Below are 22,988 nucleotides of genomic sequence, written 5' to 3'. Positions count from 1 at the left end.
GGTTTTTTTGCTCCGCTGGCTGCTGCGGCAGCGGTTTATCTTTGCCGGTAATCACGCGTGGCTCGGCCTTGGGCTGCTGGCGCTGCTTTTTGCTGGTTTTAGGCTGACTGACAGGCGGCGGGGGTGGGGCGGAGGCAGGCGGTGGTGCCATTTCCGGCTGTGGCTTTTTCTCCGGCTGGGAAAGGCTCACCACCAATTGCTTTTGGCCCCCTTCTTCATCCGACTCTTCGCCTTGATCCATGGTCGGCATGATGAAGCCAAAGAACAAAATCAAATGCAGGATAAAGGAAACAATCAGCGCATACAGCGTGCGGCGGCGTATGCGGAATTCCACATAATCATCGTGCTTGAGCGAGGCTTGCCAGGGCAGTGCGGGGCCAGCAGGGGGGCTGGCCAGTCTTTCCGTCAGGGACTTGTCTTCCGGGCGTAGCAAGGCCAGCAGCGCGGCATAAGCCGCGTTCAACTGGCGTAACAAGCGTGATTCAACCACGGTTTCAGGAGTCCGGAAGTCAGGCGTTGGAGGTTATTTTGGATTGAGGCGGGCCAAGGCTCGGTTGACGGCGATATACGATCCCAGCCACGCCAATACCACGGCACAAACCGTCATTCCCAGGCAGAGCTGCCAGCCCGGTAAGGCTAAGATGAAGCTGCTGCCATAAAGTTCGGCCAACTCGGCCACCGAGAGGTTAAAGATTGTAATGATGCCGTAGATGCAAAGCAGGGCAATGCCGCTGCCCCCCAGGCCATACATGATGCCTGCATAGAGGAAGGGGCGGCGGATAAAGCCATTGGTAGCGCCTATCAGCTTGGCGACTTCAATTTCCTCACGCTGGGTGGCTATTTGCAGGCGTATGGTATTGCCTATCACCGCAACCAGGGCAAAGCCCAGCAACAGTGAAAGTATGAGTACGGCTTTCTTGCCCAGCGCCAGCAAGGCATACAGGCGTTTGGCCCAGTCAGCATCAGCCAGCACATGGCCAACCCCAGGCCATTGCTCAGCCTCATGCTGCAGTTGTTCTATTGCGGCAGGCGCGTGGTCTTTTGGCTCAAGGAAAAACGCATCCGGCAGCGGGTTTTGCTTAAGGCTGGCAGCCACATCCGGGTTGTTTTCCTGCATTTCCTGCCAGGCGGTTTCTTTGCTGACAAACTGGTGACGCGCAATGCCAGGGTGCTGTTTGAGTTTTTTGCGTATCTCATCCAGCGCTGTGGCGTCGGCATCCAGTTTCATAAAGACGCTGATTTGCGGCTCGCTCTTGGCCTGGCCTGCCAATTGATTCAGGTTGTCTATGATGACGTAAAGCACGGCAGGCAGGCAGATCGCAATGCCGATCACGCACCAGATCATTAAGGTGGAGAGCTTGTTGCGCCAGATGCGGCTCAGCAGTTGGCGCCAAACCTGTAGATGCTGGTTGATCCAATGTTTCATGCGACTAAAAGCTTTCCATGATCCAGGTGCAGCAGTTTGCCTTCAATGCGGTGTATGCCATGAGCATCGTGGGTAGCCACAATCACGGTCACGCCCACCTGGCGGAAGGCATCAAACAGATCCATGATTTCCTTGGCATAACCTTCATCCAGATTGCCCGTAGGCTCATCGGCAATCAGGATAGCGGGGCGGCTTACCACAGCGCGGGCAATGGCCAGGCGTTGCTGTTCACCACCAGATAGCGTGATAGGCATGGCTTTTTCCTTGCCCAGTAGGCCAACTTTATCTAGCGCGCACGTATGCGCTTGGCTGCTTCCAGGCCAGTGATGCCATTGATATACAAGGGCAGGGCGACGTTTTCAAAGCAATTGCGGTCGTAAAGCAGTTTGTGATCCTGAAACACCAGGCCAAACTTGCGCCGCAGATAGGGAATCATGCGGGGGCGCAGTTTGCTGACATTCTGGTTGCCTATCAGCACAGTGCCGCTGCTAGGTTTATCTATGGCCGCCATCAGTTTCAGCAAGGTGCTTTTGCCCGCGCCGGAGTGGCCAGTGACAAAAGCGAGCTCACCTGCGGCAATCTCAAAAGACACCCGTTGCAGAATTTCGTCACTGCCGGGGTAACGTTTGCTGACCTGATCAAACTGTATCATGGCGGCCTGGGCTACTCGAACAATGCATCAATGAACTCTGCGGCCTTGAAAGGTCGCAGGTCGTCTATGGTTTCACCTACGCCTATATAGCGTATGGGGATAGGCCGCGATTGGGCGATGGCTGCAATCACGCCACCCTTGGCCGTACCATCCAGCTTGGAGAGTACCAACCGCTGACCTTGAGTGCGTCATCAAAGGCTTTCACCTGGGTGACAGCATTCTGACCAGTGTTGGAGTCCAGCACCAGCAGCACCTCGTGTGGTGCGCCAGGCAGTGCCTTGTCTATCACGCGTTGTACCTTGCGGATTTCTTCCATTAGGTTGAGCTGGGTAGGCAGGCGGCCAGCGGTATCGGCCAGCACAATGTCTATGCCTTTGGCCTTGGCGGAATTCACCGCGTCGAAGATGACGGCGGCTGGGTCGCCACTTTCCTGCGCTACCACATGCACATTGTTACGCTCGCCCCAGGCCTGCAATTGCTCACGCGCTGCGGCACGGAAGGTATCGCCAGCCGCAATCAGCACAGATTTACCCTGGGCCTGGAATAGATTGGCCAGCTTGCCTATGGTGGTGGTTTTGCCTGCACCGTTGACGCCAGCCAGCATAATGACGAAAGGCTGGCCCTTGCTGGTATCTAGTGGCTGCTCCAGCGGGCCCAGCAATTCCAGCAGAGATTGCTTAAGTGCGCCTTTTAGCTCTTGTGTGTTGCTGAGATTCTGGCGCTTGACGCGGGTGCGTATCTGCTCAAGCAAGGCCTGAGTGGCGGCAATGCCGGCATCCGAGGTCAGCAGTATGGTTTCCAGTTCTTCATAGACATCTTCATCTATCTTGCCGCGACCAAACAGGCTGGCCAGCTGGTTGCCCAATTGGCTGCGGGTTTTGGCCAGGCCACGCTTGAGGCGCTCGGTCCAGCTCAGGGTGGGTTTTTCCTGGGTGACAATCTGCGGCGCTGCAGGCACTTCTGCGGTTTTAAGCTCAGGTGCTGGCACCTCGGGTTGAGGTATCGCTGCTTGTTCTTGCGCTGCTTGATCTTGCGCTAATTTATCCTGCGGTTCAGGAGTCGGTACAGCCTGATCTGCGGGTTTGGTCTTTTTGAAGAAATCGAACATTGCGTTGTGTGGGGTCTGCGTTATAGCGTGAATAGCCTTATTTTAAAGCAAAACCATGCGCTTGCAGCGGCTTAAATCGGGGACTTGGCAAGTTTGACGATATATCTGAAAACAGGGTTGCGATAATGACAAAATTTACCAGGCTGGTCATGACTGGTGTTCACGGGCATTCTAGCTGCAAGCCAATTGCTTGGGGCTGGCATGCGCTATGCAGCAACAGAACTTATAGTAGTATTGCCGGGTCTGAGCGATTTGCGTCAAATTGCAAGTTGCATCCAGCTCACGGGCTAGTCATACAGGCCTGCTGCTATAATGCCGCGCTTATGCGGCTAGAGGAGAATCGCAAGGTGTTTGTCACTCATTATCAGGGGCCAGCCGCCAGTCCGCATAGACTGAAAGCCATGCTGGCTACCATCATCGCTCTGGCCATAGGCCAGGTTGCACTCAAGGCCCAGGCGGCCGATACCCATGAATACAAACTTGATAACGGCCTGCGCGTCATTGTGCAGGAGGATCACCGCGCCCCGGTGGTGGTTTCCCAAGTTTGGTATCGTGCTGGCAGCATAGACGAAGTCAATGGCAAGACGGGGGTTGCCCATGTGCTGGAACACATGATGTTCAAGGGCACCAAGCAGATCAAACCCGGCCAGTTTTCGCGCCTGATTGCGGCGGCAGGCGGGCGTGAAAACGCTTTTACCGGCACCGATTACACAGCGTATTACCAGCAGCTAGAAAAATCCCAGCTGCCACTCTCCTTCAAGCTCGAAGCCGACCGTATGGCCAATCTGGAATTGACCAAGGAAGAGTTTTCCAAGGAAATCCGCGTGGTGATGGAAGAGCGGCGCTGGCGTACTGATGACAAACCTCAAGGCATGCTCAACGAGCAGTTCAATGCGATTGCCTTCCAGGCACATCCTTATGGCCGCCCCATCGTCGGCTGGATGAACGACCTCGAAAACATGACCTTTGAAGATGCACGCGAGTGGTATCACCACTGGTATACCCCCAGCAATGCCATTCTGGTGGTAGCAGGCGACGTCAAGGGTGATGAAGTCTACAAACTGGCCAAGCAGTATTTTGGCCCCATCAGGCCGCATGCCCTGCCAGCACGTAAACCTCAGCTAGAGCCGCAGCAGATAGGTGAACGCCGCACCGTGGTCAAAGTGCCTGCGGAATTGCCTTCCATCCTCATGGGTTTCCATGTGCCCGTGTTGCAGGACGCAGACAAGGACTGGGAGCCGTATGCACTGGAGATACTGGCTGGGGTGCTGGATGGCAATGCCTCGGCACGCCTGAACCAGAACCTGGTACGCCAGCAGCAACTTGCGGTGGATGTTGGTGCCAGCTACGACATGATACAGCGCGGCCAGGTAGGCCTGTTTGAGCTGGAAGGCACGCCTAGCGAGGGCAAAACCGTGGCTGAGCTTGAGGCCGCTTTGCTGGAGCAGGTGGAGCGCATCAAACAGGATGGCGTGACCGAAGAGGAATTACAGCGGGTCAAGGCCCAGGTGATTGCTGCTGATGTCTACCAGCGCGATTCCGTGTTTTATCAGGCCATGCGCATAGGCCGTCTGGAAACCACGGGTTTCTCCTGGCGCACGCTGGATAGCTACCCTGCCAAGTTGTCGGCGGTGACGCCACAACAGGTGCAGGAAGTCGCGCGTAAGTATCTGATCAAGGACACCCTCAGTGTAGCCACGCTTGATCCACAGCCTATAGACCCCAATGCAAAACCTAAGGGCAAGCCTCATGAACATTAATGCAATTTTCCGGCCTGAAACGATGAACCAGGCTGCGCGCTTACTGGCCGTGGCAGCAGGTTTGGTATTTAGCCTGCAGGCGCAGGCTGGGCTCAAGATACAGCAATGGCAGACTGCCCAAGGCAGTGCAGTGTATTTCGTTGAGAATCATGATTTACCCATCATTGATATCAGCACCAACTTTGCCGCAGGCAGCGCACGTGATGCGGACAAGCCCGGGCTTGCCGGGGTGACGCGTTATTTGATGACGCTGGGTGCCGCTGGCCTGAGCGATCAGCAGATTTCCAATGGCATTGCCGATGTGGGCGCCATCCTCGGTGGCGAGCTTGATGCAGACCGTGCCGGGCTGAAACTGCGCACATTGAGCAGCGAGCGCGAGCAAAAAGCAGCGCTGGATATCTACACCAAGATATTGCACAAGCCGGATTTCCCTGAGGCTACGCTCAAGCGTGAAAAAGCCAGAATCCTTGCCGGGCTGAGAGAGGCTGCCAGCCAACCCGCCAGCATTGCCGAAAAAGCCTTGCTCAAGGCGCTGTACGGTCAGCACCCCTATGCCACTGAAGAAAATGGTGAGCCAGAAAGCGTAAATGCCCTGGTGCGTGATGACCTGCAGAAGTTTTACCAGCAATACTACACAGCCGGAAACGCCGTGATTGCCCTGATGGGCGATATGAGCAGCGAGCAGGCACATGCCATTGCCGAGCGCATTTCGGCTGGCCTGCCCGCAGGCGCTGCCGCAGCGGCTTTGCCTACAGTGCAGTATCCGACTGCCGCTGTAGAAAAGCGCTTGCCGCATCCTGCCAGCCAATCGCATATCCTGCTGGCTTACCCCGGCGTCAAGCGTGGTGATGATGACTACTTTGCGCTTTATGTCGGTAACTACATTCTGGGTGGCGGCGGCTTTGTCTCGCGCCTGACTGAAGAAGTACGCGAGAAGCGCGGCCTGGTGTATAGCGTGTACAGCTACTTTATCCCCATGCAGCAACTGGGCCAGTTCCAGATTGGGCTACAAACCAAGCGTGATCAGGCACAAGACGCATTGAAACTGGTGCGTGAAACCCTGGCCAAGTTCATCAGTGGTGGTGTGACCGAAGCCGAGCTCAAGGCTGCCAAGCAGAATATCGTCGGCGGTTTTCCGCTGCGTATAGACAGCAACAGCAAGATACTGGATTACCTGGCGGTGATTGGATTCTACAAACTGCCGCTGACCTATCTTGATGAATTTAACGGCAAGGTTGAGGCGGTGACGGCGGCGCAGATCAAGGATGCTTTCGCCAGACGCATCAAGCCCGACAACATGGTGACGGTGGTGGTTGGTGGCAGCCAGTAACCGTGTACGCATAGGCGGCGGCGAGTGGCGTAGCCGTCTGCTGGATTTTCCCGATGTGCCGGGTTTGCGGCCCACGCCTGATCGCGTGCGCCAGACCCTGTTCAACTGGCTGGGGCAGGATATGCACGGCCGTCGTTGTCTTGATCTGTTTGCTGGCACTGGCGTGATGGGTTTTGAGGCCTTGTCACGCGGTGCGCATGAAGTGGTGCTGGTGGAAAAAGCCAGTGCTGCCGTCAAAGCCATGCAGCAGAATCAGCGCCTGCTCAAGCTGAACAGGCGCGCATACTGCAACAAGATGCCGTGCAGTTTCTCGCGGCCAACGCCCAACCCTTTGATGTGATCTTCCTAGACCCGCCTTACCAGCAAGGCTGGTTACCCAAGCTGCTGCCGCTATTGCCAGCACATGTCGCCAAAGATGGCTATCTCTACGTCGAGGCTGAATTTGCCTTGCTGGATGACGAGCACTGGCAGGTGCACAAGCAAGGCAAGGCAGGCAATGTTTTCTATCACCTGTTAAAATCTGCGCTTTAGAGAGTCAACGGTCAGCTTAAATAGCGCCAGTTTTTGAGCGCGTTTACCAGGCATTGTTGACTTGCGCATTGTTCAAGCGAGTGACTTCAGTGCGTGCTATGCCAGCCAGGGGCTTCAATCCCGGCAGTCAGACAAGGAAAGTCTTTGAATCCATTGCATGTAGTTTACCCAGGTACATTTGACCCGCTGACACGCGGGCATGAGGATATCGTGCGCCGCGCCGCCGGGCTGTTTGGCGAAGTCATCGTGGCGGTTGCGCAAAGCACAGGCAAAAAGCCCATGTTCACGCTGGAAGAGCGTGTAGACATGGCCTCCAAGGTATTGGCCGATTGCCCCAATGTACGTGTGCTGGGTTTTTCCGGCTTGTTGATGCAGTTTGTGCGTGATCAGGGTGCCCGTGCCGTGGTACGCGGCTTGCGTGCGGTGTCCGATTTTGAATATGAATTCCAGCTGGCAGGTATGAACCGTCAGCTATTCCCGGAAATGGAAACCATCTTCCTCACGCCAGCTGAGCAATACATGTTTGTTTCCGCCAGCCTGGTGCGCGAGATTGCCCAACTCAATGGCGATGTCAGCAAGTTTGTCTCTCCCCTGGTGCAAGAGCGCATTGCGCTCAAGCTGGCCTAAGGCGCAGGAGAGTTAAACCATGGCCTTGATGATTACCGATGAATGCATTAATTGCGATGTTTGCGAGCCTGAATGCCCCAACGGTGCGATTTATCAGGGGGCAGAAATTTATGAAATCAACCCTAACCTGTGCACCGAGTGCGTAGGGCATTTTGGCAACCCGCAATGTCAGGATGTCTGCCCAGTGGCTTGTATTCCGCATGACCCCACACGGGTGGAAAGCCATGAACAGCTTTACCAGAAATATCTGAAAATCACGCTGGTGGAAAGTTAAGTCCAAGCCCATGCTGGGCAATTGGCCTGAAACTATTCTGATCAGCACCCGCAGTTTCCATATTTTCGATTCAATCACAAGGAGTCATGATGCGTATCCTCCACACCATGTTGCGCGTAGGCGATCTGGACAAATCCCTGGCCTTTTATACCGAGGTGCTGGGCATGCAACTACTGCGTAGACACGAATACCCCGAAGGTCAGTTCACCCTGGCGTTTGTAGGCTATGGCGATGAGCATGCCGAAGCGTGATTGAGTTGACCTATAACTGGGATACCAACAGCTATGACAAGGGTAATGCCTACGGCCATATTGCCATAGAGGTAGACGATGCCTATGCCGCCTGTGACGCCGTGCGCAAGGCTGGCGGTAATGTAGTACGCGAGGCTGGCCCCATGAAGCACGGCACGACGGTGATTGCCTTTGTGGAAGACCCGGATGGCTACAAGGTGGAGTTCATACAAAAGGGTACTTGGGGTTAATTCCTGGGGTTAATACCCTGCCGCGGTGCTACAACAACAGCAGCTTACGCTGCTGTTGTTAGCGCCAATTGCAAACGCCTTACCCCTTCTTCAATCTCATCCATATCCAGATTGCCAAAGCCCAGCCTGAAACCAGCAATGCTGGGGCTGGCTTTGCCATCTTCCTTGCCATTCGCAAAATTGCTGGCAGGTAACAAGCCTAGTTTTTGCGCCTGGGCCTGCTGCAAAAGGGCGGGCAGGGTGTGCGCCTTTTTCAGCAATACCCAAAATGCCAGCCCGCCCACTGGCATTTTGAAATCCAGGTAGGGCTGCAATTGCGCATGAATCAACCGCTCAAAATGCTGGCGGCGCTCTGAGTAAATCTTGAAAGTCTTGCGGATATGGTGGCGCAGTTCACCGCTATTGATCAGCTCTGACACCGTTTGTTCGGTCACCGAATTACCCTGGCGGTCTATCAGCAGTATTTCCTGGCTACAGCGGGCTATCAGCGTTGCTGGTGCCACCAGGTAACCCACGCGCAAGGCCGGGGCCAGTACTTTGGAAAGTGAGCCTACGTAGATCACCCGGTTGTGCTTGTCACTACTGGCCAGTGGCAGTATGGGGTGATTGGTAAAGTGGAATTCATGGTCGTAGTCATCTTCAATGATATGGAAATCATAAGTGGCTGCCAGCATCAGCAGTTTCAGGCGACGCTCGGGCGTCATGGTCACTGTGGTGGGAAACTGGTGATGCGGGGTCACATACACGGCGCGGATGCGGGTTTTGCGGCATAGAGCTTCCAGCTCATCCACCTTGAGGCCATGTTCATCCAGGCCAACACTGAGAATATGCGCACCGCAGGATTTAAAGGCATCACGTGCAGGCGGGTAGCTCAAATGTTCCACCACCACATGATCGCCGGGTTTCACCAGCACGCGTGCGGCGAGAAATATGCCCATCTGGCTGCCACGCACTATGCAGATGTTGTCTGTGGTGACATATAAACCCCGCTCCATATTGAGCATGTCCGAGATGGAGCGTCGCAATGCCATCATGCCCTTGGGGTCGCCATAGCTCAGGCAGTGGTTTTTGCTGGCGTGCAGCAGGCTGTGCCTGAAAGCGCGCGCGATGATGTTATTGGGGATCAGCCGTGTGTCTGGCATGCCATCACTGAACTGTATGCTGCCAGGCGCGGCTTCTGTATAGGCCTCCAGTGCTGTGTCAGCTTGAGTAATCAGCATGGATTTTTCATCCAGCCCAGGCAGCGTGAGCGGCGCAGTGGCAAGCATGGGCTTGCGCGTCAGAGAGGCAGGCAGGTTGGGCGAAACAAAAGTCTGGCTGCGCACCGCAGAGGAAAGCCAGCCCTGGGCGATCAATTCATCGTAGGCCATGATCACCGTCTTGCGGTTCACCGCCAGGCTGGCCGCCAGTTGCCGCGTGCTGGGCATGGGGGCAGAGGCACTCAGTCTGCCTGCCTGTATTTCTTCAATGATCTTTTGCACGATCTGCATGAACACGGGCAGCTTGGAGCCTGTAGCCAGTTCAAATTTGAAATCCCATAACCTCACGCGTTTCACCATTGCCTCTGCCTTTCTGCCTTTTCTCTGAATCAGTGTTTTTCCTGAATCGTGCTGGAAAACTCCCTGTTTATGCACTGTAAAGATTCATTCTGGACCATGCATTATAAATTTTCTGGCACTTATGTAGTCCAGTAACAAATTATTACAATTGGTAACACTTGAATTAATAATTATAAAAATACTTCAAAAACATATATTTATATAAATCCTGGCTGTTGATAATGAATCGAGGAGCATGATGAATACGGTTTCCAATGATATAGAACTCGCCGATTGGCGTACCAAAGCCCTCAAGCTCGAGAGTGAAATCGAGAAGGTGATTGTGGGCCAGAACAGAGCCATACGCCTGATGACCACGGCGATTTTTGCGCGTGGCCATGTGCTGCTGGAAGGTGGCGTAGGCGTAGGCAAAACCACGCTGCTGCAATCCATCGCCCGTGGCATAGGCGGGACCTATGAGCGTATCGAGGGGACGGTGGATTTGATGCCCAACGACATCATCTACCACACCTACCTCAACTCAGAAGGCAGGCCGCAGATTGATGAAGGCCCTTGCTGCGGGGTGGTGAAAATCTCTCTGTATTTTTCTTCAATGAAATCAACCGTGCGCGTCCGCAGGTGCATGCGCTAATGCTGCGCGTGATGGCAGAAAAACACGTGCAGGCCTTCAAGAAGGATTATCGCCTGCCGCACATGGTGGTGTTTGCCGACCGTAACCAGGTAGAAAAAAACGAGACCTTTGAAATTCCCTCTGCGGCACGTGACCGCTTCATGATGGAAATCCCCATCAATATCCCGGCCAGCCGCGAGCACCGCAAGTCCTTGATTTTTGAGACCCGCTTCCAGCATGCTGAAGCCCTCACCCAGCAGGTAGAAGACCACATTCTGGAATTCGATCAGCTCAACCAGTTCTCTGACACCATACAGCGCCATGTGCGCTCCAGCCCGGTGCTGGAAGAATATGCACTAGATTTATGGGAAGCCACGCAAGAACCCGCACGCTTTGGCGTAAAACTTGAGGGCGTGGAAGTCAACCGTCTGGTACAAGCGGGTGCTAGTCCGCGCGGCATGGGCATGCTGATGAAAGCGGCCCGAGTCAATGCCTGGCTCAATGGCCGCGATAGCCTGCTGCCTGAAGATCTGCATGCCGTATTCCACGAGATCATTGCCCACAGACTGGTGTTCAACCCCATGTATGACGCCAAGCGCACCGCACTGGCACGTGAGTTGACCGCGCAGATCATCAATACCGTTGCGGTTCCCGGCCGTCACTGAGTACAGCATGAGCACGATGGCCATTTCTATTCCCGAGCGCACCTTCAGCTACAGCATTCCCTGGAAGTCGGATAACAGTCACCTCGGTGACCATCCCGGCAACCAGCGCGGGCTGGGGTTTGAATACAGAGGCAACCTGCCGCTGGTGGATTACCCTGATGCCAGGCGCATGGATATCAGCCGCAGCCTGCGTGATCCTTTCGAGCAGATTCAGGTGCGCACTTTCAACCAGGAAAGCCCGACGCCAGTCTATATCGTCTGCGATATGTCTAGCTCCATGCAGTTCAAGGGGCTGAAACGCAATCCTGAAGGGGAAAGCATTCGCAAGCTGGACAAGGCGGTGCAGATTGCCGCTTCCATAGGCAGTGCCGTGGCGCATGCCGGGGATGTGTATAGCCTCATAGGCTATGACGATGAGGTACAGCAAGACACCTTGCTGCCGCTGGGCAACCGCCTGAGTGAATTGCTGGCGCAGTTAAGCCTGGTCGCGGCTAACAAAGCACTGGGTCAAGGTAGCGAAGGTGTGTTGCAGGTGCCGCAATTTCTCAGCCAGAAGAAAAGCCTGGTGTTCTGGCTTTCGGATTTCCATATGCCGTTGGCCTATGTGGAAAAGACCCTGGCGGCGATGTCTATCCATCAGGTGATTCCGGTGGTGATTTGGGATGATGCCGAGATACACAAGCTGCCCAGGCTGGGGTTCAGCAATATGCTGGACCCGGAAACAGGTCTCAGCCGCACGCTGTTCTTTACGCCTGCCTTGCGGCAGCAGATAGAGGATGCCTTCGTGCAGCGCAAGCATGCCTTGCAGCAATTGTTTCTCAAGTTTGATAGTCCCGCACTGTATCTACAGGAGGACTATCACCCTGATTTGATGACCCAATATTTCGAGCAATACCTCAGCCTATGAAAAACTCAAATCCATTTATGCGCCTGCTGGGCGGCCTGCTTTGTTTGAGCTTAGCCCTGCAGGCGAATGCAATAGAAAGCGCCGAGTCCACGGCAACGCCAGCAGCGGCCAAGCTCAACATCACTAAGCTCAAAATTAACAACCCTGCCCGCAGTTACGACGTGCAGATTGGTGATGTACTAACACGCCAGATTGAAATCAGCCTGCCTGCGCAAGGCAAGCTCGCCAAGGACAGCCTGCCGCGCAAGGGCAGCAAGCTGCAAGGCATAGAGCTGGTCAATATCAGCACCACGCAAAGGCAAGAAGGCGCTCAGCGCAAGGTCAGCTTGCACCTGGATTATCAGGTGTTTGCCCACAGTGATAAACCAGCGTGATGAAGTTGCCAGAACTCAGCCTGCAACTAGAGGGCAGTGAGCAAGCGTGAATGTGCCTGCCTGGCGTTTCTGGTTCTCGCCGCTGGTGGTCAGCAATGCCAGCAAGGCAGGCATCAATATGCAGCCGCAATTTGCTGCACCGCTGGTAGATACACGCCAGCTGCAAGCCTGGCTGTGGGCGTGTATTGCGTTGACGGTACTGGGGGCGCTGGCGTTGCTTTATATCAATGCGGAAAAACGTTGGCTACCATTTATGGGCGGGGCGTTTGCCCAGGCACATCGCAAAATCAAGCGCCTCAAGCCTGGCCCTGAAGGCAATAAAGAAGCGTTCTACCATATGCATGCGGCTTTCAACACCTGGTATGGCGCTAACTGCTTTGCCCAGGATATTGAGCAGTTTGTGCAGCAAAACCCACGCTTTGGCCGCTCGCGTGAGCAAATCGCACGCTTCTTTGCCTGCTCTAACGATTACCTGTTCCTAGATCAAGGGCAGGATAGGGACCAAACCATGCAAGAGCTCAAGCAGCTCAGCAAGCAGTTCCGTCATTGCGAGCGAGGTGTGGCGTGAGTTTTCAATCTCCCTGGTGGTTGCTGTTACTGCCTTTGTGCTTGCTGCCGTTTTGGCTCAAGAGCAGGCAGGGGCAATGGTATTCCTGGGTGGCTATCTTGCCGCAGGACAAAGTGTCGCGCCTGATGGAGCAAGGCCTTAAGGCGCTGGTTAGTGCCTTGCTGCTCTGCGTGTTGCTGGCGCTCGCCCACCCGCAAGGCCCAGAAAAAGTGGTGCAGCGCATAGGCAAGGGCGCGCAGACCGTGATGGTGATAGACCGTAGCGTCAGCATGGATCATCCTTTGCGGGTGACGTCACCTCGGGCAGTGCGGCGGAGATTAAATCCACCGCTGCGCGGCGCTTGATCACCAAGTTTATTGATTCCAGACCCGACGACATGATGGGGGTGGTGGGTTTCTCTAACTCGGCGCTGTATGGCATCAAAATCAGCAATAACCGCGATGCCATACACGCTGCCATCAATGCCGCCACCAGCCCCTCCATCAACCAGACCAATATCGGTTCTGGCCTGACCAAGGCGGTGACCCTGTTCGACAATATTGACAGCACAGGCTCGCGCGCCATCATCTTGCTCTCTGATGGCGCGGGCAAGCTCAGCCCACGCGTCAAGGCCACGCTGCAAACCAGCCTGAAGAAAAACAAACTGGCTTTGTACTGGATAGTGCTGCGCCAGCCTGATGACGTCAGCATTTTCTCCAAGAATGTTTATGACGAGGATAGGGTGCCCACCGCGGTGGCGCTGGATAGATACTTCCAGTCACTAGGCATCAAGTATCAGGCTTACGAGGCGGATAACCCCACCACCTTGCAAAACGCCATTCAGGACATAGGCAGCCGCGAGAACAAGACTATTCAGTACCCCATCACCATACCCGGGCGCAATTACTCACAGGACTTTGCTGCCCTGGGCCTGATGCTGGGCGTGTTAATACTGCTGTTAAAGAATTTGAGGATTTATTCATGGAAAAACACCTGAAAATCAGAAATACCCTGGTTGGCGTGATGTTGCTCGCTGGCGTGCTGGGCTGCGCTTACACCCTGCACCAGTTACAGCAGGCGCAGGCAGTCAATCAGGCACTGCGCAGCGGTGGCGAGATCAATAACGAAGACTATGCCTTGCAACGCAAGTTTGCCGAGGCCTACTTCCAGGGGGCGGCCAATAACTACAAGCATGCGGTGCAGAACTACAGCCAATTACTGGAAAGCGCAGACAAACAAGGCAAATTCAGCCAAGAAGAACGTGCGCAGATTTATTTCAATATCGGCAACAACCTGTTCCGCTCCGGGCTGATCCGCCTGGTTAACCCGGATGGTGAACTGCAAGACGAGGCCAAATATGCCTATGCCCAGGGCATGGTGGCGTATGAGCAGGCCCTGCGCCTGGCACCTGAGCTAAAAGCCGCCAAGTTCAACCTCAGCCTGCTGCATGCGGTGATCCCGCATAACATGCAAATTGCCAAGCGTGAGCAGAGCGGCATGGAGCTTAGCAACCTGCCGATAGGGTTGCCATGATGCCATTGATGAAACGCGTATCGCCGCAAAATCTGCTGCGACAATCCAGGCGCACCTGGGGCTGGGCCAAGCAGCATTATGAAAACCTCTTGCTGCTGCTGGCGCTTTCCTTGTTATTGGCCTCGCTGATTAAGCCGCAGATGATGCTGAAACAAGAAGTGCACAACTTCCTGCTGCTGGCCGATGTGTCGCAGAGCATGAATGCGCAAGACCTCAAGCTCAACAACAAGCCCGTGAGCCGCATGGAATATACCCAGCACCTCATGAAGCGCGTGGTGGAAACCTCTAACTGCGGTACTTATATCAGCCTGGGTGCTTACTCCGCCGAGAACGTGGCCTTGCTGTTCATGCCGCTGGAGGTCTGCGCCAATTACGATGAAATCATCGATTCCATCTCACAACTGGAGTGGCGCATGGCCTGGAGCGGCAATAGCCGCATTACCTTTGGCGTCAAGGCGGCCGAAGGCGTGCTGGATTATCTGGATACCCCAGCCAAAATGCTGTTTTTCACCGATGGCGATGAAGCTCCCAAGGCCAACGGCATCAACAAGCTTGATCTCAGTGATGTACGCATAGGCAAGCGCGTGGTGTTTGTGGGCATAGGTGGCAAAGAGTCCGTACCTATCCCGCGTTACAACGCCAATAACAAATGGGTGGGTTACTGGGGCATAGATTCCAAGGAAGAGGGCGGCGGTGGCGGCAATTACGCCGATGCCAGCAAAGATGACCCTGACCCAGTGGTGGCCTCGGCAGAATATGACCGCTACCTCTCCAAGCTGGATGAAGAACATCTGCAATCTCTGGCGGAAGAAATCAAGGCGCAATATATAGAAGGCAGCGACAGCGAGGAATTCCTCAACTTTGTGCAGAAGCAAACACCTGCGGCCAAAATAACCTCTATCTATTCGCTGACCTGGATCTACTACAGCCTGGCGTTTTTGAGTGTGCTGGGGATTTATTTACCCAATCTCTGGCCCAGAGGCTCGGGCAGAGGCAGAGCTTTGAAAATCAGTTGAATCGCTAGTGCAGTGTAGCTGTTGTCCTCCGTTGCAAGCGGGAGGTGGCTGCTTGATATCAGCGCTGACTGCTTGCACATTGCAAGGCAAACCTCGCAAGGGGTTTGCCATTTTTTGGCCACGCCAAGCCAAAAAACTGCCCGCTCAGGAAAAATAATCTATAGGGCTACTGAGCTTACGTTTAAGCCCATCCAGACAGCGCTTGCGCCAGCGTTGCATCTGCTCTTGGCTGATATGGTTGAGTTCCGGCTCCCATTGTGGTCGGTCGCCCTTGAGTACTGCGCCTATATGCTCCATGGCGGTCTGGGTTCTGGCGATATAAAAGGCAAAGTTGCGGAACAAGCGTTTATCCATCAAGCGCATGCCGTTGTAAATCATCCCCGGCAGGCGTGAAATGCGTAACAGCCTATCGGCATGGCCCAGCTTGGTGATCACACGGCCAGCCTCGTCAGCGGAGCAGTTGAAATGCGGCGCAATAAATTGCGCCATTACTTGTTTGTGCCTGAGCAGCAGTTCAGTAGGGCTATGTTCCAGCAGCGGTGCCAGGTAAGCATCCATGGCCCACTCAGCGCCTATATGCGTAATCATGCTGTTTTCCAGCCACATGGCCTCGTGTGCGGGCACAAAGTGGTTATGCGCAATCACATCAATATATAAGTGGCTGGCATAGCCTATGGCAATGGCCAACTGCTCGTCATTTTTGGCCTGGGAGATCAGCTGGTGCGCGTTTTCCCAGTAATGGGTGTGGTTGAAGCGGCGCGAGATAATGGCAAGGTCTGGCAGGCAGGCTCCGGCCATCACCAGTTGCGGAAAGCGTCTTATAGCGCTTTGCAGGCGCGGGTCTAGCAGGGGCATGGCCCACAGCAGAGAGTGGGCAAAGTAAACATGAGTGACCAGGCCCCAGGCCTGGGCATCCAGGCTGAAACTGAGCAAGGGCGTAAGCCAGAGCAGTTTGGCTATCTTCATGGCTGCTAATGTGCAAGGCGGTCATGAATCAACTGTGGCAAATGCATGATCTTATTGTGACAATGGTGGCCTGGCAGGGGGATTTGCTATACTGCCGCGCTTATCTGTCATGCAGCAGCATTGAGGAACTCATGGAAAGTCCATACAAGGGAAAGACGGGTCTACGTCGCTTGATTAACGCCTTCGGTTATTCGGTAGATGGCATCAAGGCGGCTTACCGCAATGAGGATGCATTCCGTCAGGAAGTGCTGATGGCAGCGGTATTGATACCACTGGCCCTTTATCTGGGTGATGATGCAATCGCCCGCGCTTTGATGATAGGCAGCGTGCTGCTGGTGATCATCGTTGAATTACTCAACTCCGCCATTGAAGCCACGGTGGATAGAATTTCCCTGGAAAACCATCAACTTGCCAAACGCGCCAAGGATATAGGCAGTGCAGCGGTGCTGATTGCCCTCATCAATATGGCGGTAGTCTGGGGCTTGCTGTTACTGAGCTAAGGTTTGCATGGCAGGCCTAACTGGCTTGCCTATCCTCACCATAAAGGCGCTGACAACAAACGCAAGCCCAGGCTAAACCAGCGCTCTTCATTCTGATTACTCATGCGGTTGCCATAAGTCGTATCAATCTGCACCCGGCCCGGCACTATCCAATAGCGCACCCCAGCCTGATAAAACGGCCGTGAACGGTGATCGCCGTAAGTCTCGGCAATCAAATCTACATTTGCCGTCAGCGGCACTTCTGAACCTACACCCCAGGTCAGGTCGGTGCGCTTGTTTTCTTTATCGTGCAACGCGCCCAGATTGGTATGCAGAATCAGCTTGTCACTGAAGAATGAGGCACTGATGCACATAGGCATAGGTATTACCTATCATGCTGGAATTGTTATCCAGGCGTGGGTGCTGGGCATAACCCACCACCAGACCGTAACCAACATCATTGGTCTGCAAGGGTCTGAACAAAGCCTTGGCTTGCATCAGCATATCCGTGTTCTGCGAGGATTGATCCTGCCGCGTCACCGCACCCCCTAGCGTGACTTCCACATTCTCTGCCGCGCTGCAGCCCGGCAGCGCCCAGAATTCACTGCTGTCACGGTTGCGCTTCACCCACGATTCCAGCTGGCAGCTTTTGGGGTCTACCACTCTGGCATCATCGGTAATCATGGGGCGCGCAGCATAAGCCGGGCTAGATACCAATATAGCCAGCAACATCGCTGGCAGTATCGCTGAAACTATCCCTGGCAACATTTCTAACAACAGCCCTGGCACCAATTTGCAGGCAGTGCCTGCCAATGCGGCAATAAACGAAACATATCTCTTCATGCGTAAACTTTAGCCAAAATGTGTGACGCTCCCATGTCAATTCATTGAAGCGTCATAATTGATCAGTATCTTTTCGCGTAATTATTCCTGGAGTGGAATCACGTGAAAATCCTGTTTATCTCTGATGTTTATTTTCCACGCGTTAATGGCGTATCTACGTCTATTCGCACTTTTGCCAAGCAAATGCAGGCAATGGGCCATGAAGTGCATTTGATTGCACCAGATTATGGAGTGGCCACAGAAGATGAAGCCTGGATCAAACGCATTCCAGCGCGCACCATCTATTTTGACCCCGAAGACAGACTCATGCGTTATGGCGCGGCCCTCAAGCTACTGTCAGAGCTGCGTGATGAAAACTACGATCTCATTCATATCCACACCCCGTTTGTGGCGCATTACCTGGGCCTGAAACTGGCACGCCTGCTGGATCTGCCCTGCCTGGAAACCTATCACACCTTCTTTGAAGATTATATGCACCATTATCTGCCCTGGGTACCACGGCAGATCGCGCGCAAGCTGGCCATTGGCGTTTCGCGCCGTCAGTGCAATGCCGTCAGCGCCGTGATTGCGCCTTCACACCCCATGCTGGAGGCATTGCGTGGCTATGGCGTAAAAAGCAGCGCAGAAGTTATCCCCACCGGATTGCAGGAAAAAAGCTTTGAACCTTCAGATGGTGCAGGCTTCAGGGAAAAATATGGCATTGCCGCCAACCGCCCCGTGGCCTTGTTTGTCGGCCGTGTGGCGCATGAAAAAAACATCGATTTTCTGCTGCGCATGAGCGTAGAGCTAAGACGCCAACAGCCCGATATGCTGCTGGTAGTGGCAGGTGAAGGCCCGGCGCAAAAACATCTACAGCAGTTGAGTGAACAATTGGCCCTGGGCGACAACATCAAATTCATAGGCTATCTAGATCGCAATACCGAACTCAATGCCTGCTACCAATCTGCCGATGTGTTTGTGTTTGCCTCCAAAACCGAAACCCAGGGCTTGGTACTGCTGGAAGCCATGGCCCAGGGCACCCCGGTTGTGGCACTGGCAGAGCTGGGCACGCAGTCTATTTTGATAGAAGGCGAGGGCGCCATGATTGCCACTGAAGATGAGCGCCTGTTTGCCGCCAAGGTATTCACCTTGTTCTCTAACCCTGCCAAGCGCGAGAAACTGGGCCAGGCCGCGCGGGAATATGCCGCCAAGCGCTGGACCTCGCAAGTGCAGGCTGAGCGCATGCTGCAGTTTTACCAGCGCGTGCAAAGCCGTAGCGCCTTTCAGGCGCTGAATATGGACAAACTCACCACCAGAAACGGTTAAGCCATCCAGCTGCAACCCTGGCGAGTGGCTTAAACCCTAAGCCACGCGCCAGGTTTCTCATAGCGGCAAGGATCACTCCCCCAACCCCGCTAAATCACCCCTTTTTTCACCTGGCCTCACTCCCTCAACAGCAGCGCCTAAATGGCTTAAGCTAGAGGCAAGCATAAAGCGGGAGCAAGGCATGCATGTCATCGTCATGGGGGCAGGGGTCATAGGCGTTACCAGCGCCTGGTATCTGGCTGAGGCTGGGCATCAAGTCACCGTGATTGAGCGCCAGCCCCGCCCGGCACTAGAAACCAGCTTTGCCAATGCCGGGCAAATCTCCCCTGCTATGCCAGCCCCTGGGCCGCGCCCGGCATTCCCCTCAAAGCCATCAAATGGATGCTGCGCCGTCATGCCCCACTTTTCATCAAGCCCGATGGCACTTGGCAGCAACTGCGCTGGATGTGGCAACTATTGCAACAATGCACCCCGGCGCGTTACGAGCAAAACAAGGCGCGCATGGTCAGGCTGGCCGAATACAGCCGCGATTGTCTCGATCAATTACGGCAGCAAACAGGCATTCACTATGAAGGCAGGCAGCAAGGCACCCTGCAAGTGTTTCGCACCCAAGAGCAAATGGATAATGCCCTGCGCGATATTGAAGTACTGCGCTACGCCCACGTGCCTTTTGAGCTGCTACCCAGAGACCTGCTGGCTAAAGCAGAGCCAGCGCTGGAAAGAGTCAAAACCCAACTGACAGGAGGCCTCTGGCTGCCACATGATCAAACCGGGGATTGCCAGCTGTTTACCAGCCGCTTGGCGCAGATGGCAGCCCAACGCGGCGTCAGGTTTCTCTATCAGCACCACATCAAACAACTGGTAGTAGAGCAAGGGCGCTTAAGCCATTTGCTTGTGAATAGTGAGCAAGTGCCAAGTCATCACATACAAGCTGATCACGTGCAGGCTGAGCGCATGCAGGCAGATGCCTATGTCATGGCACTGGCCAGCTATTCAAGGCAAATGCTGCAAGGCGTGATTGATCTGCCTGTATACCCGGTCAAGGGATATTCCCTTACCCTGCCGCTGCAAGATGCCAACCTGGCACCGCAATCAACCATACTTGATGAAACCTACAAAACCGCAGTCACGCGCTTTGATCAACGCATCAGAGTAGGCGGCATGGCAGAGCTGGTGGGGTTTAACCTCAGCTTAAGCCGCAGGCGCGAAGCCACCCTTAAAATGATTGTGGAAAACCTCTTCCCCGGTGCTGCCGACCTAAGCCATGCGCAAGCCTGGAGCGGCTTGCGGCCCATGACCCCTGATGGCACGCCCATAGTAGGGCACACCCAGTTCAACAACCTATACCTCAACACCGGGCACGGCACCCTGGGCTGGACCATGGCCTGCGGCTCAGGCCGCTTGCTTGCCGATCTGCTCAGTGCCCGCCAGCCAGATATCGCCTATCAAGACCTGGCGCTCAGCCGCTACCACATACCCTGAAACCTCCTGCCTGGCAGCATGAGATTGGCAATGCAGTGGTGCTAACAGTCACAATGCCAATGATGCTGCTGCGTCAGCATAAGCACGCCAAAAGATGCAAGCCAGGCCTCAGCAAGCCCAAAAAACTGTCAGCCTGCCCAAAAACCCATCCCAGCCCCCAAGCCTAAGTTAAAAAAACAGCCTGATGACCACGCGCCCATATGCAAGGCAGGGCGGCATGCAGGGCAAATAAATGTACGTTTTTATCTCATAACAAGTCACCATTATAAGCAAATTAAAAGCAAATATATTTGTCAATAAGGCCCAATAAAAAGTAAAATCCTCCCAGTAATCCTCTGGTGACAAACCTCTAAAGCCCGCCAGCACGCCCTCACAAGCTGGCGGGTTTGTTTATGTATCACCACTGCACACGCAATTGAAATGGGCCTTGCAACCTTGGGCCAAACTACTGGGAGCCTCACATGAAACGCCTAAGCATCGCCCGCAAGTTTTATCCTCGCCTGCGCTACATCCGCATCAACATCTCCAAATTGCTGGCAGCACTGCTGCAAGTGGGCATGCTGCAAAGCAGCCTGGTGCAGAGCACGGGCCTGCCGATAGTGATGGCGGGGCTGGTCGGTGTGGCAGGCACGGCGCATGCAGAGGTGATATCCGGGCTAAGTGTCGGGATGGGGGGGAGCTACACAGTTAACTGGATGGACACAGCATCCAATAATTAATGGTGGCAGGGCATTTGATACAGTTGTTTTCAGTTCTGGTGTGCAAAATATCAGTAGCGGCGGTAGTGCCGTCCGCTCCCTCATCTCCAGCGGTGGTCAGGTTCATATCTTTAATGGCGGCATAGAAGAAGATGCGCGCTACGTTGGCGGTGAGCAATACCTGCACAGCGGTGCCACTGTAAGCAACACCATCTACCGTGGCCGTAAATTCAGCCTGCAAACCAATAGCACAGGCGGCATAGACCTGGTGACAGGCGACATCAGCGCCAGTAATGACGGCTTTGCCAAACTCAACGCCCTGCTGGGTGGCGGCCAGGCCCAAGCCTCGCTTAACCAAAGCCAAAGCAGCCTTAACCTCATTCGTGAGCGCATGGAACGCATGCAAGGCAGCGCCTACTACGGCACCGATGACAACAACCAAGTATGGTTCAGCCCCAGCCCTTACGCCCATATAGGCCGTAATAGCGGCCAAGGTAGCGTCAGAGACTCTGCCTATGAACAAAAAGGCGGTGGTATCGCCTTTGGTATAGACAAAGCCATCACCACAGAACGCAGAATAGGGGCTGCCGTCATCATCAACAACAGCCAGATAGACGGCAAAGACCATAACCTCAAGAGCAGCATCAACAACACAGGCCTAGACCTTGCCGTCTATGGTCACCAGAGCCTGCAGGATGACCTGACCTTAAGCGTCATTGCCAAGACCGGATACACCCGCGCCAAAGCTAGCCGCATAGACGACACCGAACTGCCGATGCGGGCGAAATCCAGCCAGGACATCTGGCACCTCAACCTGGCGGCAGAACTCGTCAAAAGCATAGTACGAGACCAACTCACCCTCAGCCCCGTACTGGGACTTGAATATGGCAGCGCCTGGGTCAGTGGCTACCAAGAAAGCGGGGCAGGCTACTACAGCCTCAACACCGAGCGGCAACAAGCACAAAGCCTCATTGCCAGCGTAGGTAGCCGCGTGCGGTATCAGCTGACTGACCAAGCCCAGCTACTGGGCTACGCCAGCGTAGGCTATGACGCTTGGCGAGAGCTAGCCACCTGCGGGCTAGCACCGAAGACCATAGATTCAGCGTCAGCAGTGCAGACCCTGGCAACATCGTCACCCGCTTGGGGCTGGCGTATGAATGGCGGGCTAAGGCGGGGAACTACCTGAGGGCTAACTATGATTACCAGGGTAGAGACAAAGGCTATCGTGACAACATGCTGAGGTTGGATTGGATAGTCGTGTGGTAAGCGGAGTTAGGGCTGTGGCCCTTTAACCTAGAAACTTCAAACCCAAGGAACTTCAACCTCCCAAGCCCCGCTGATGCGGGGTTTGGTGTTTATAGACTGAAGACATGGGTAACAGATTTTTTCCATCCATTGTCACGGAAGATTAGTGGCCTTGACCATTACTGCCGTTAGCGAGAGTTCTTGTTTCGCCTTGATGGCGAGTCACTCTCTTTTGCTTCGCCAAAAGAGAGTAACCAGAGAAAAAGGCGACCCGGATATCCCCGCCCCGGCTTACAGCCGGGTAACCTGCGTTGCTCGGCTTTCTCGGGGTCACGCTCAAACTCGCTGCGCTCAGACAGTCGCGCGCCCTGATCCGATAAAGCCTGCGCTACTCGGCGGGTCTAAACGGGAGGGAAAGTCAAAGACTCCGGATCAAGTGGCGATAATGATTAATAAGTGAATGTGGTTTGATCAACAACTGTGCAATGTGGCCGAGATATTCGTGGTTTCAATTTCCATTCCTGCTACTTAACCCCAGGCTTTTGAAGTTGTTCCCGTTGAGTGCGCCGA

At 54.5% G+C, this 22,988-nt stretch carries 18 protein-coding genes and 8 pseudogenes; 18 read left to right on the top strand and 8 right to left on the bottom strand.

Annotated features, from left to right (window positions below; all coding sequences use genetic code 11):
• From JCM2850_RS20010 to ftsY, 4 genes and pseudogenes are all read right to left on the bottom strand, one after another.
• Positions 1–490 (bottom strand): annotated as a pseudogene (locus JCM2850_RS20010) (hypothetical protein); the annotation flags it as partial.
• A 33-nt stretch (positions 491–523) separates the two neighbouring features.
• Positions 524–1,426, bottom strand: coding sequence for a permease-like cell division protein FtsX (ftsX, locus tag JCM2850_RS15645; protein WP_025873076.1), 903 nt, complete (start codon positions 1,424–1,426; stop codon positions 524–526).
• Positions 1,423–2,078, bottom strand: a pseudogene (ftsE, locus tag JCM2850_RS20005) (cell division ATP-binding protein FtsE). The gene ftsX and the pseudogene ftsE overlap by 4 nt, the downstream one beginning before the upstream one ends.
• Before the next feature lie 11 nt (positions 2,079–2,089).
• Positions 2,090–3,186: pseudogene (ftsY, locus tag JCM2850_RS20000) on the bottom strand (signal recognition particle-docking protein FtsY).
• 401 nt (positions 3,187–3,587) lie between these two features.
• Here ftsY and JCM2850_RS15630 point away from each other — a divergent pair.
• From JCM2850_RS15630 to gloA, 6 genes and pseudogenes are all read left to right on the top strand, one after another.
• Positions 3,588–4,946 carry a M16 family metallopeptidase gene (locus JCM2850_RS15630; RefSeq protein ID WP_025873075.1) on the top strand — a complete coding sequence of 453 codons (1,359 nt, stop codon included), beginning with the start codon at positions 3,588–3,590 and terminating at the stop codon, positions 4,944–4,946.
• A gap of 22 nt (positions 4,947–4,968) precedes the next feature.
• On the top strand, positions 4,969–6,276 hold the full coding sequence (locus JCM2850_RS15625) for a M16 family metallopeptidase (protein WP_088177773.1): 1,308 nt from the start codon (positions 4,969–4,971) through the stop codon (positions 6,274–6,276).
• Positions 6,263–6,807: pseudogene (gene rsmD, locus JCM2850_RS19995) on the top strand (16S rRNA (guanine(966)-N(2))-methyltransferase RsmD). Before JCM2850_RS15625 ends, rsmD begins: the two are co-directional and overlap by 14 nt.
• 144 nt (positions 6,808–6,951) lie before the next feature.
• Entirely contained in the window at positions 6,952–7,434 is a 483-nt protein-coding gene (gene coaD / locus JCM2850_RS15615; RefSeq protein ID WP_025873073.1) for a pantetheine-phosphate adenylyltransferase, read from the top strand.
• 19 nt (positions 7,435–7,453) lie between these two features.
• Positions 7,454–7,708 (top strand): YfhL family 4Fe-4S dicluster ferredoxin, encoded by a 255-nt coding sequence (locus JCM2850_RS15610; protein WP_025873072.1) that lies wholly within the window; start codon positions 7,454–7,456, stop codon positions 7,706–7,708.
• Positions 7,709–7,797: 89 nt separating this feature from the next.
• A pseudogene (gene gloA, locus JCM2850_RS19990) lies at positions 7,798–8,189 on the top strand (lactoylglutathione lyase).
• Positions 8,190–8,233: 44 nt separating this feature from the next.
• Here gloA and pdxR read toward each other — a convergent pair.
• A complete protein-coding gene (pdxR, locus tag JCM2850_RS15600) occupies positions 8,234–9,748 on the bottom strand; it encodes a MocR-like pyridoxine biosynthesis transcription factor PdxR (protein ID WP_051525466.1) in 1,515 nt (504 codons plus the stop codon).
• Between the two features lie 238 nt (positions 9,749–9,986).
• Between pdxR and JCM2850_RS19985 the strand changes: the two are divergent.
• The 7 genes and pseudogenes from JCM2850_RS19985 to JCM2850_RS15570 all read left to right on the top strand — a co-directional run bounded on the left by JCM2850_RS19985 (position 9,987) and on the right by JCM2850_RS15570 (position 15,400).
• A pseudogene (locus JCM2850_RS19985) lies at positions 9,987–11,023 on the top strand (AAA family ATPase).
• 7 nt (positions 11,024–11,030) lie between these two features.
• Positions 11,031–11,930: a DUF58 domain-containing protein gene (locus JCM2850_RS15590; RefSeq protein ID WP_369384958.1), complete on the top strand. Its 900-nt coding sequence runs from the start codon at positions 11,031–11,033 to the stop codon at positions 11,928–11,930.
• Complete coding sequence (locus JCM2850_RS19980; RefSeq protein WP_148301312.1) at positions 11,927–12,304, top strand: hypothetical protein; 378 nt, start codon at positions 11,927–11,929, stop codon at positions 12,302–12,304. The genes JCM2850_RS15590 and JCM2850_RS19980 overlap by 4 nt, the downstream gene beginning before the upstream one ends.
• A 46-nt stretch (positions 12,305–12,350) precedes the next feature.
• On the top strand, positions 12,351–12,872 hold the full coding sequence (locus JCM2850_RS19975) for a hypothetical protein (protein WP_051525465.1): 522 nt from the start codon (positions 12,351–12,353) through the stop codon (positions 12,870–12,872).
• Positions 12,869–13,848: pseudogene (locus tag JCM2850_RS19970) on the top strand (vWA domain-containing protein). Before JCM2850_RS19975 ends, JCM2850_RS19970 begins: the two are co-directional and overlap by 4 nt.
• Positions 13,833–14,384: a hypothetical protein gene (locus tag JCM2850_RS15575; RefSeq protein ID WP_025873069.1), complete on the top strand. Its 552-nt coding sequence runs from the start codon at positions 13,833–13,835 to the stop codon at positions 14,382–14,384. The pseudogene JCM2850_RS19970 and the gene JCM2850_RS15575 overlap by 16 nt, the downstream one beginning before the upstream one ends.
• Positions 14,385–14,392: 8 nt before the next feature.
• A complete protein-coding gene (locus tag JCM2850_RS15570) occupies positions 14,393–15,400 on the top strand; it encodes a vWA domain-containing protein (protein ID WP_051525467.1) in 1,008 nt (335 codons plus the stop codon).
• Positions 15,401–15,544: 144 nt separating this feature from the next.
• Here JCM2850_RS15570 and JCM2850_RS15565 read toward each other — a convergent pair whose 3' ends face one another.
• Positions 15,545–16,366 (bottom strand): zinc dependent phospholipase C family protein, encoded by an 822-nt coding sequence (locus JCM2850_RS15565; protein ID WP_025873067.1) that lies wholly within the window; start codon positions 16,364–16,366, stop codon positions 15,545–15,547.
• A 131-nt stretch (positions 16,367–16,497) separates the two neighbouring features.
• Between JCM2850_RS15565 and JCM2850_RS15560 the strand changes: the two genes are divergently transcribed.
• Positions 16,498–16,866, top strand: coding sequence for a diacylglycerol kinase (locus JCM2850_RS15560; RefSeq protein ID WP_025873066.1), 369 nt, complete (start codon positions 16,498–16,500; stop codon positions 16,864–16,866).
• Between the two features lie 35 nt (positions 16,867–16,901).
• On the opposite strand, the gene JCM2850_RS23185 is transcribed toward JCM2850_RS15560, so the two are convergent.
• Together JCM2850_RS23185 and JCM2850_RS23180 are read right to left on the bottom strand one after the other, a co-directional pair.
• Positions 16,902–17,225, bottom strand: coding sequence for a PA4824 family protein (locus tag JCM2850_RS23185; protein WP_234406314.1), 324 nt, complete (start codon positions 17,223–17,225; stop codon positions 16,902–16,904).
• Positions 17,191–17,688: a PA4824 family protein gene (locus tag JCM2850_RS23180; RefSeq protein ID WP_234406313.1), complete on the bottom strand. Its 498-nt coding sequence runs from the start codon at positions 17,686–17,688 to the stop codon at positions 17,191–17,193. Before JCM2850_RS23180 ends, JCM2850_RS23185 begins: the two co-directional genes overlap by 35 nt.
• Before the next feature lie 102 nt (positions 17,689–17,790).
• Here JCM2850_RS23180 and JCM2850_RS15550 point away from each other — a divergent pair, with 102 nt between their 5' ends.
• The 4 genes and pseudogenes from JCM2850_RS15550 (at position 17,791) to JCM2850_RS15530 (ending at position 22,359) form a co-directional block, all read left to right on the top strand.
• Positions 17,791–18,993 carry a glycosyltransferase gene (locus tag JCM2850_RS15550; protein ID WP_025873065.1) on the top strand — a complete coding sequence of 401 codons (1,203 nt, stop codon included), beginning with the start codon at positions 17,791–17,793 and terminating at the stop codon, positions 18,991–18,993.
• A gap of 181 nt (positions 18,994–19,174) precedes the next feature.
• Positions 19,175–20,475: pseudogene (locus JCM2850_RS19960) on the top strand (D-amino acid dehydrogenase).
• 461 nt (positions 20,476–20,936) lie between these two features.
• Positions 20,937–21,194 carry a hypothetical protein gene (locus JCM2850_RS15535; RefSeq protein ID WP_025873064.1) on the top strand — a complete coding sequence of 86 codons (258 nt, stop codon included), beginning with the start codon at positions 20,937–20,939 and terminating at the stop codon, positions 21,192–21,194.
• Entirely contained in the window at positions 21,136–22,359 is a 1,224-nt protein-coding gene (locus JCM2850_RS15530) for an autotransporter outer membrane beta-barrel domain-containing protein (RefSeq protein ID WP_081775118.1), read from the top strand. The genes JCM2850_RS15535 and JCM2850_RS15530 overlap by 59 nt, the downstream gene beginning before the upstream one ends.
• The last annotated feature ends 629 nt before the right edge of the window (positions 22,360–22,988 follow it).

Origin of the sequence: Methylobacillus glycogenes JCM 2850, assembly GCF_000617925.1 — a bacterium.
Lineage (GTDB): Bacteria > Pseudomonadota > Gammaproteobacteria > Burkholderiales > Methylophilaceae > Methylobacillus > Methylobacillus glycogenes.
The sequence above is the reverse complement of the archived record's forward strand: the minus strand, read 5'-3'. Positions and strand labels throughout refer to the sequence as shown.

Coding starts and splice junctions, on each gene's coding strand:
- JCM2850_RS23185 (WP_234406314.1), bottom strand. CDS start 17,225: ATGCCTATGTGCATCAGTGCCTCATTCTTCAGTGACAAGCTGATTCTG.
- JCM2850_RS15625 (WP_088177773.1), top strand. CDS start 4,969: ATGAACCAGGCTGCGCGCTTACTGGCCGTGGCAGCAGGTTTGGTATTT.
- JCM2850_RS23180 (WP_234406313.1), bottom strand. CDS start 17,688: ATGAAGAGATATGTTTCGTTTATTGCCGCATTGGCAGGCACTGCCTGC.
- ftsX (WP_025873076.1), bottom strand. CDS start 1,426: ATGAAACATTGGATCAACCAGCATCTACAGGTTTGGCGCCAACTGCTG.
- JCM2850_RS15575 (WP_025873069.1), top strand. CDS start 13,833: ATGGAAAAACACCTGAAAATCAGAAATACCCTGGTTGGCGTGATGTTG.
- JCM2850_RS15590 (WP_369384958.1), top strand. CDS start 11,031: ATGAGCACGATGGCCATTTCTATTCCCGAGCGCACCTTCAGCTACAGC.
- JCM2850_RS15535 (WP_025873064.1), top strand. CDS start 20,937: ATGAAACGCCTAAGCATCGCCCGCAAGTTTTATCCTCGCCTGCGCTAC.
- pdxR (WP_051525466.1), bottom strand. CDS start 9,748: ATGGTGAAACGCGTGAGGTTATGGGATTTCAAATTTGAACTGGCTACA.
- JCM2850_RS15610 (WP_025873072.1), top strand. CDS start 7,454: ATGGCCTTGATGATTACCGATGAATGCATTAATTGCGATGTTTGCGAG.
- JCM2850_RS15630 (WP_025873075.1), top strand. CDS start 3,588: ATGCTGGCTACCATCATCGCTCTGGCCATAGGCCAGGTTGCACTCAAG.
- JCM2850_RS19980 (WP_148301312.1), top strand. CDS start 11,927: ATGAAAAACTCAAATCCATTTATGCGCCTGCTGGGCGGCCTGCTTTGT.
- JCM2850_RS15570 (WP_051525467.1), top strand. CDS start 14,393: ATGAAACGCGTATCGCCGCAAAATCTGCTGCGACAATCCAGGCGCACC.
- JCM2850_RS15565 (WP_025873067.1), bottom strand. CDS start 16,366: ATGAAGATAGCCAAACTGCTCTGGCTTACGCCCTTGCTCAGTTTCAGC.
- JCM2850_RS15560 (WP_025873066.1), top strand. CDS start 16,498: ATGGAAAGTCCATACAAGGGAAAGACGGGTCTACGTCGCTTGATTAAC.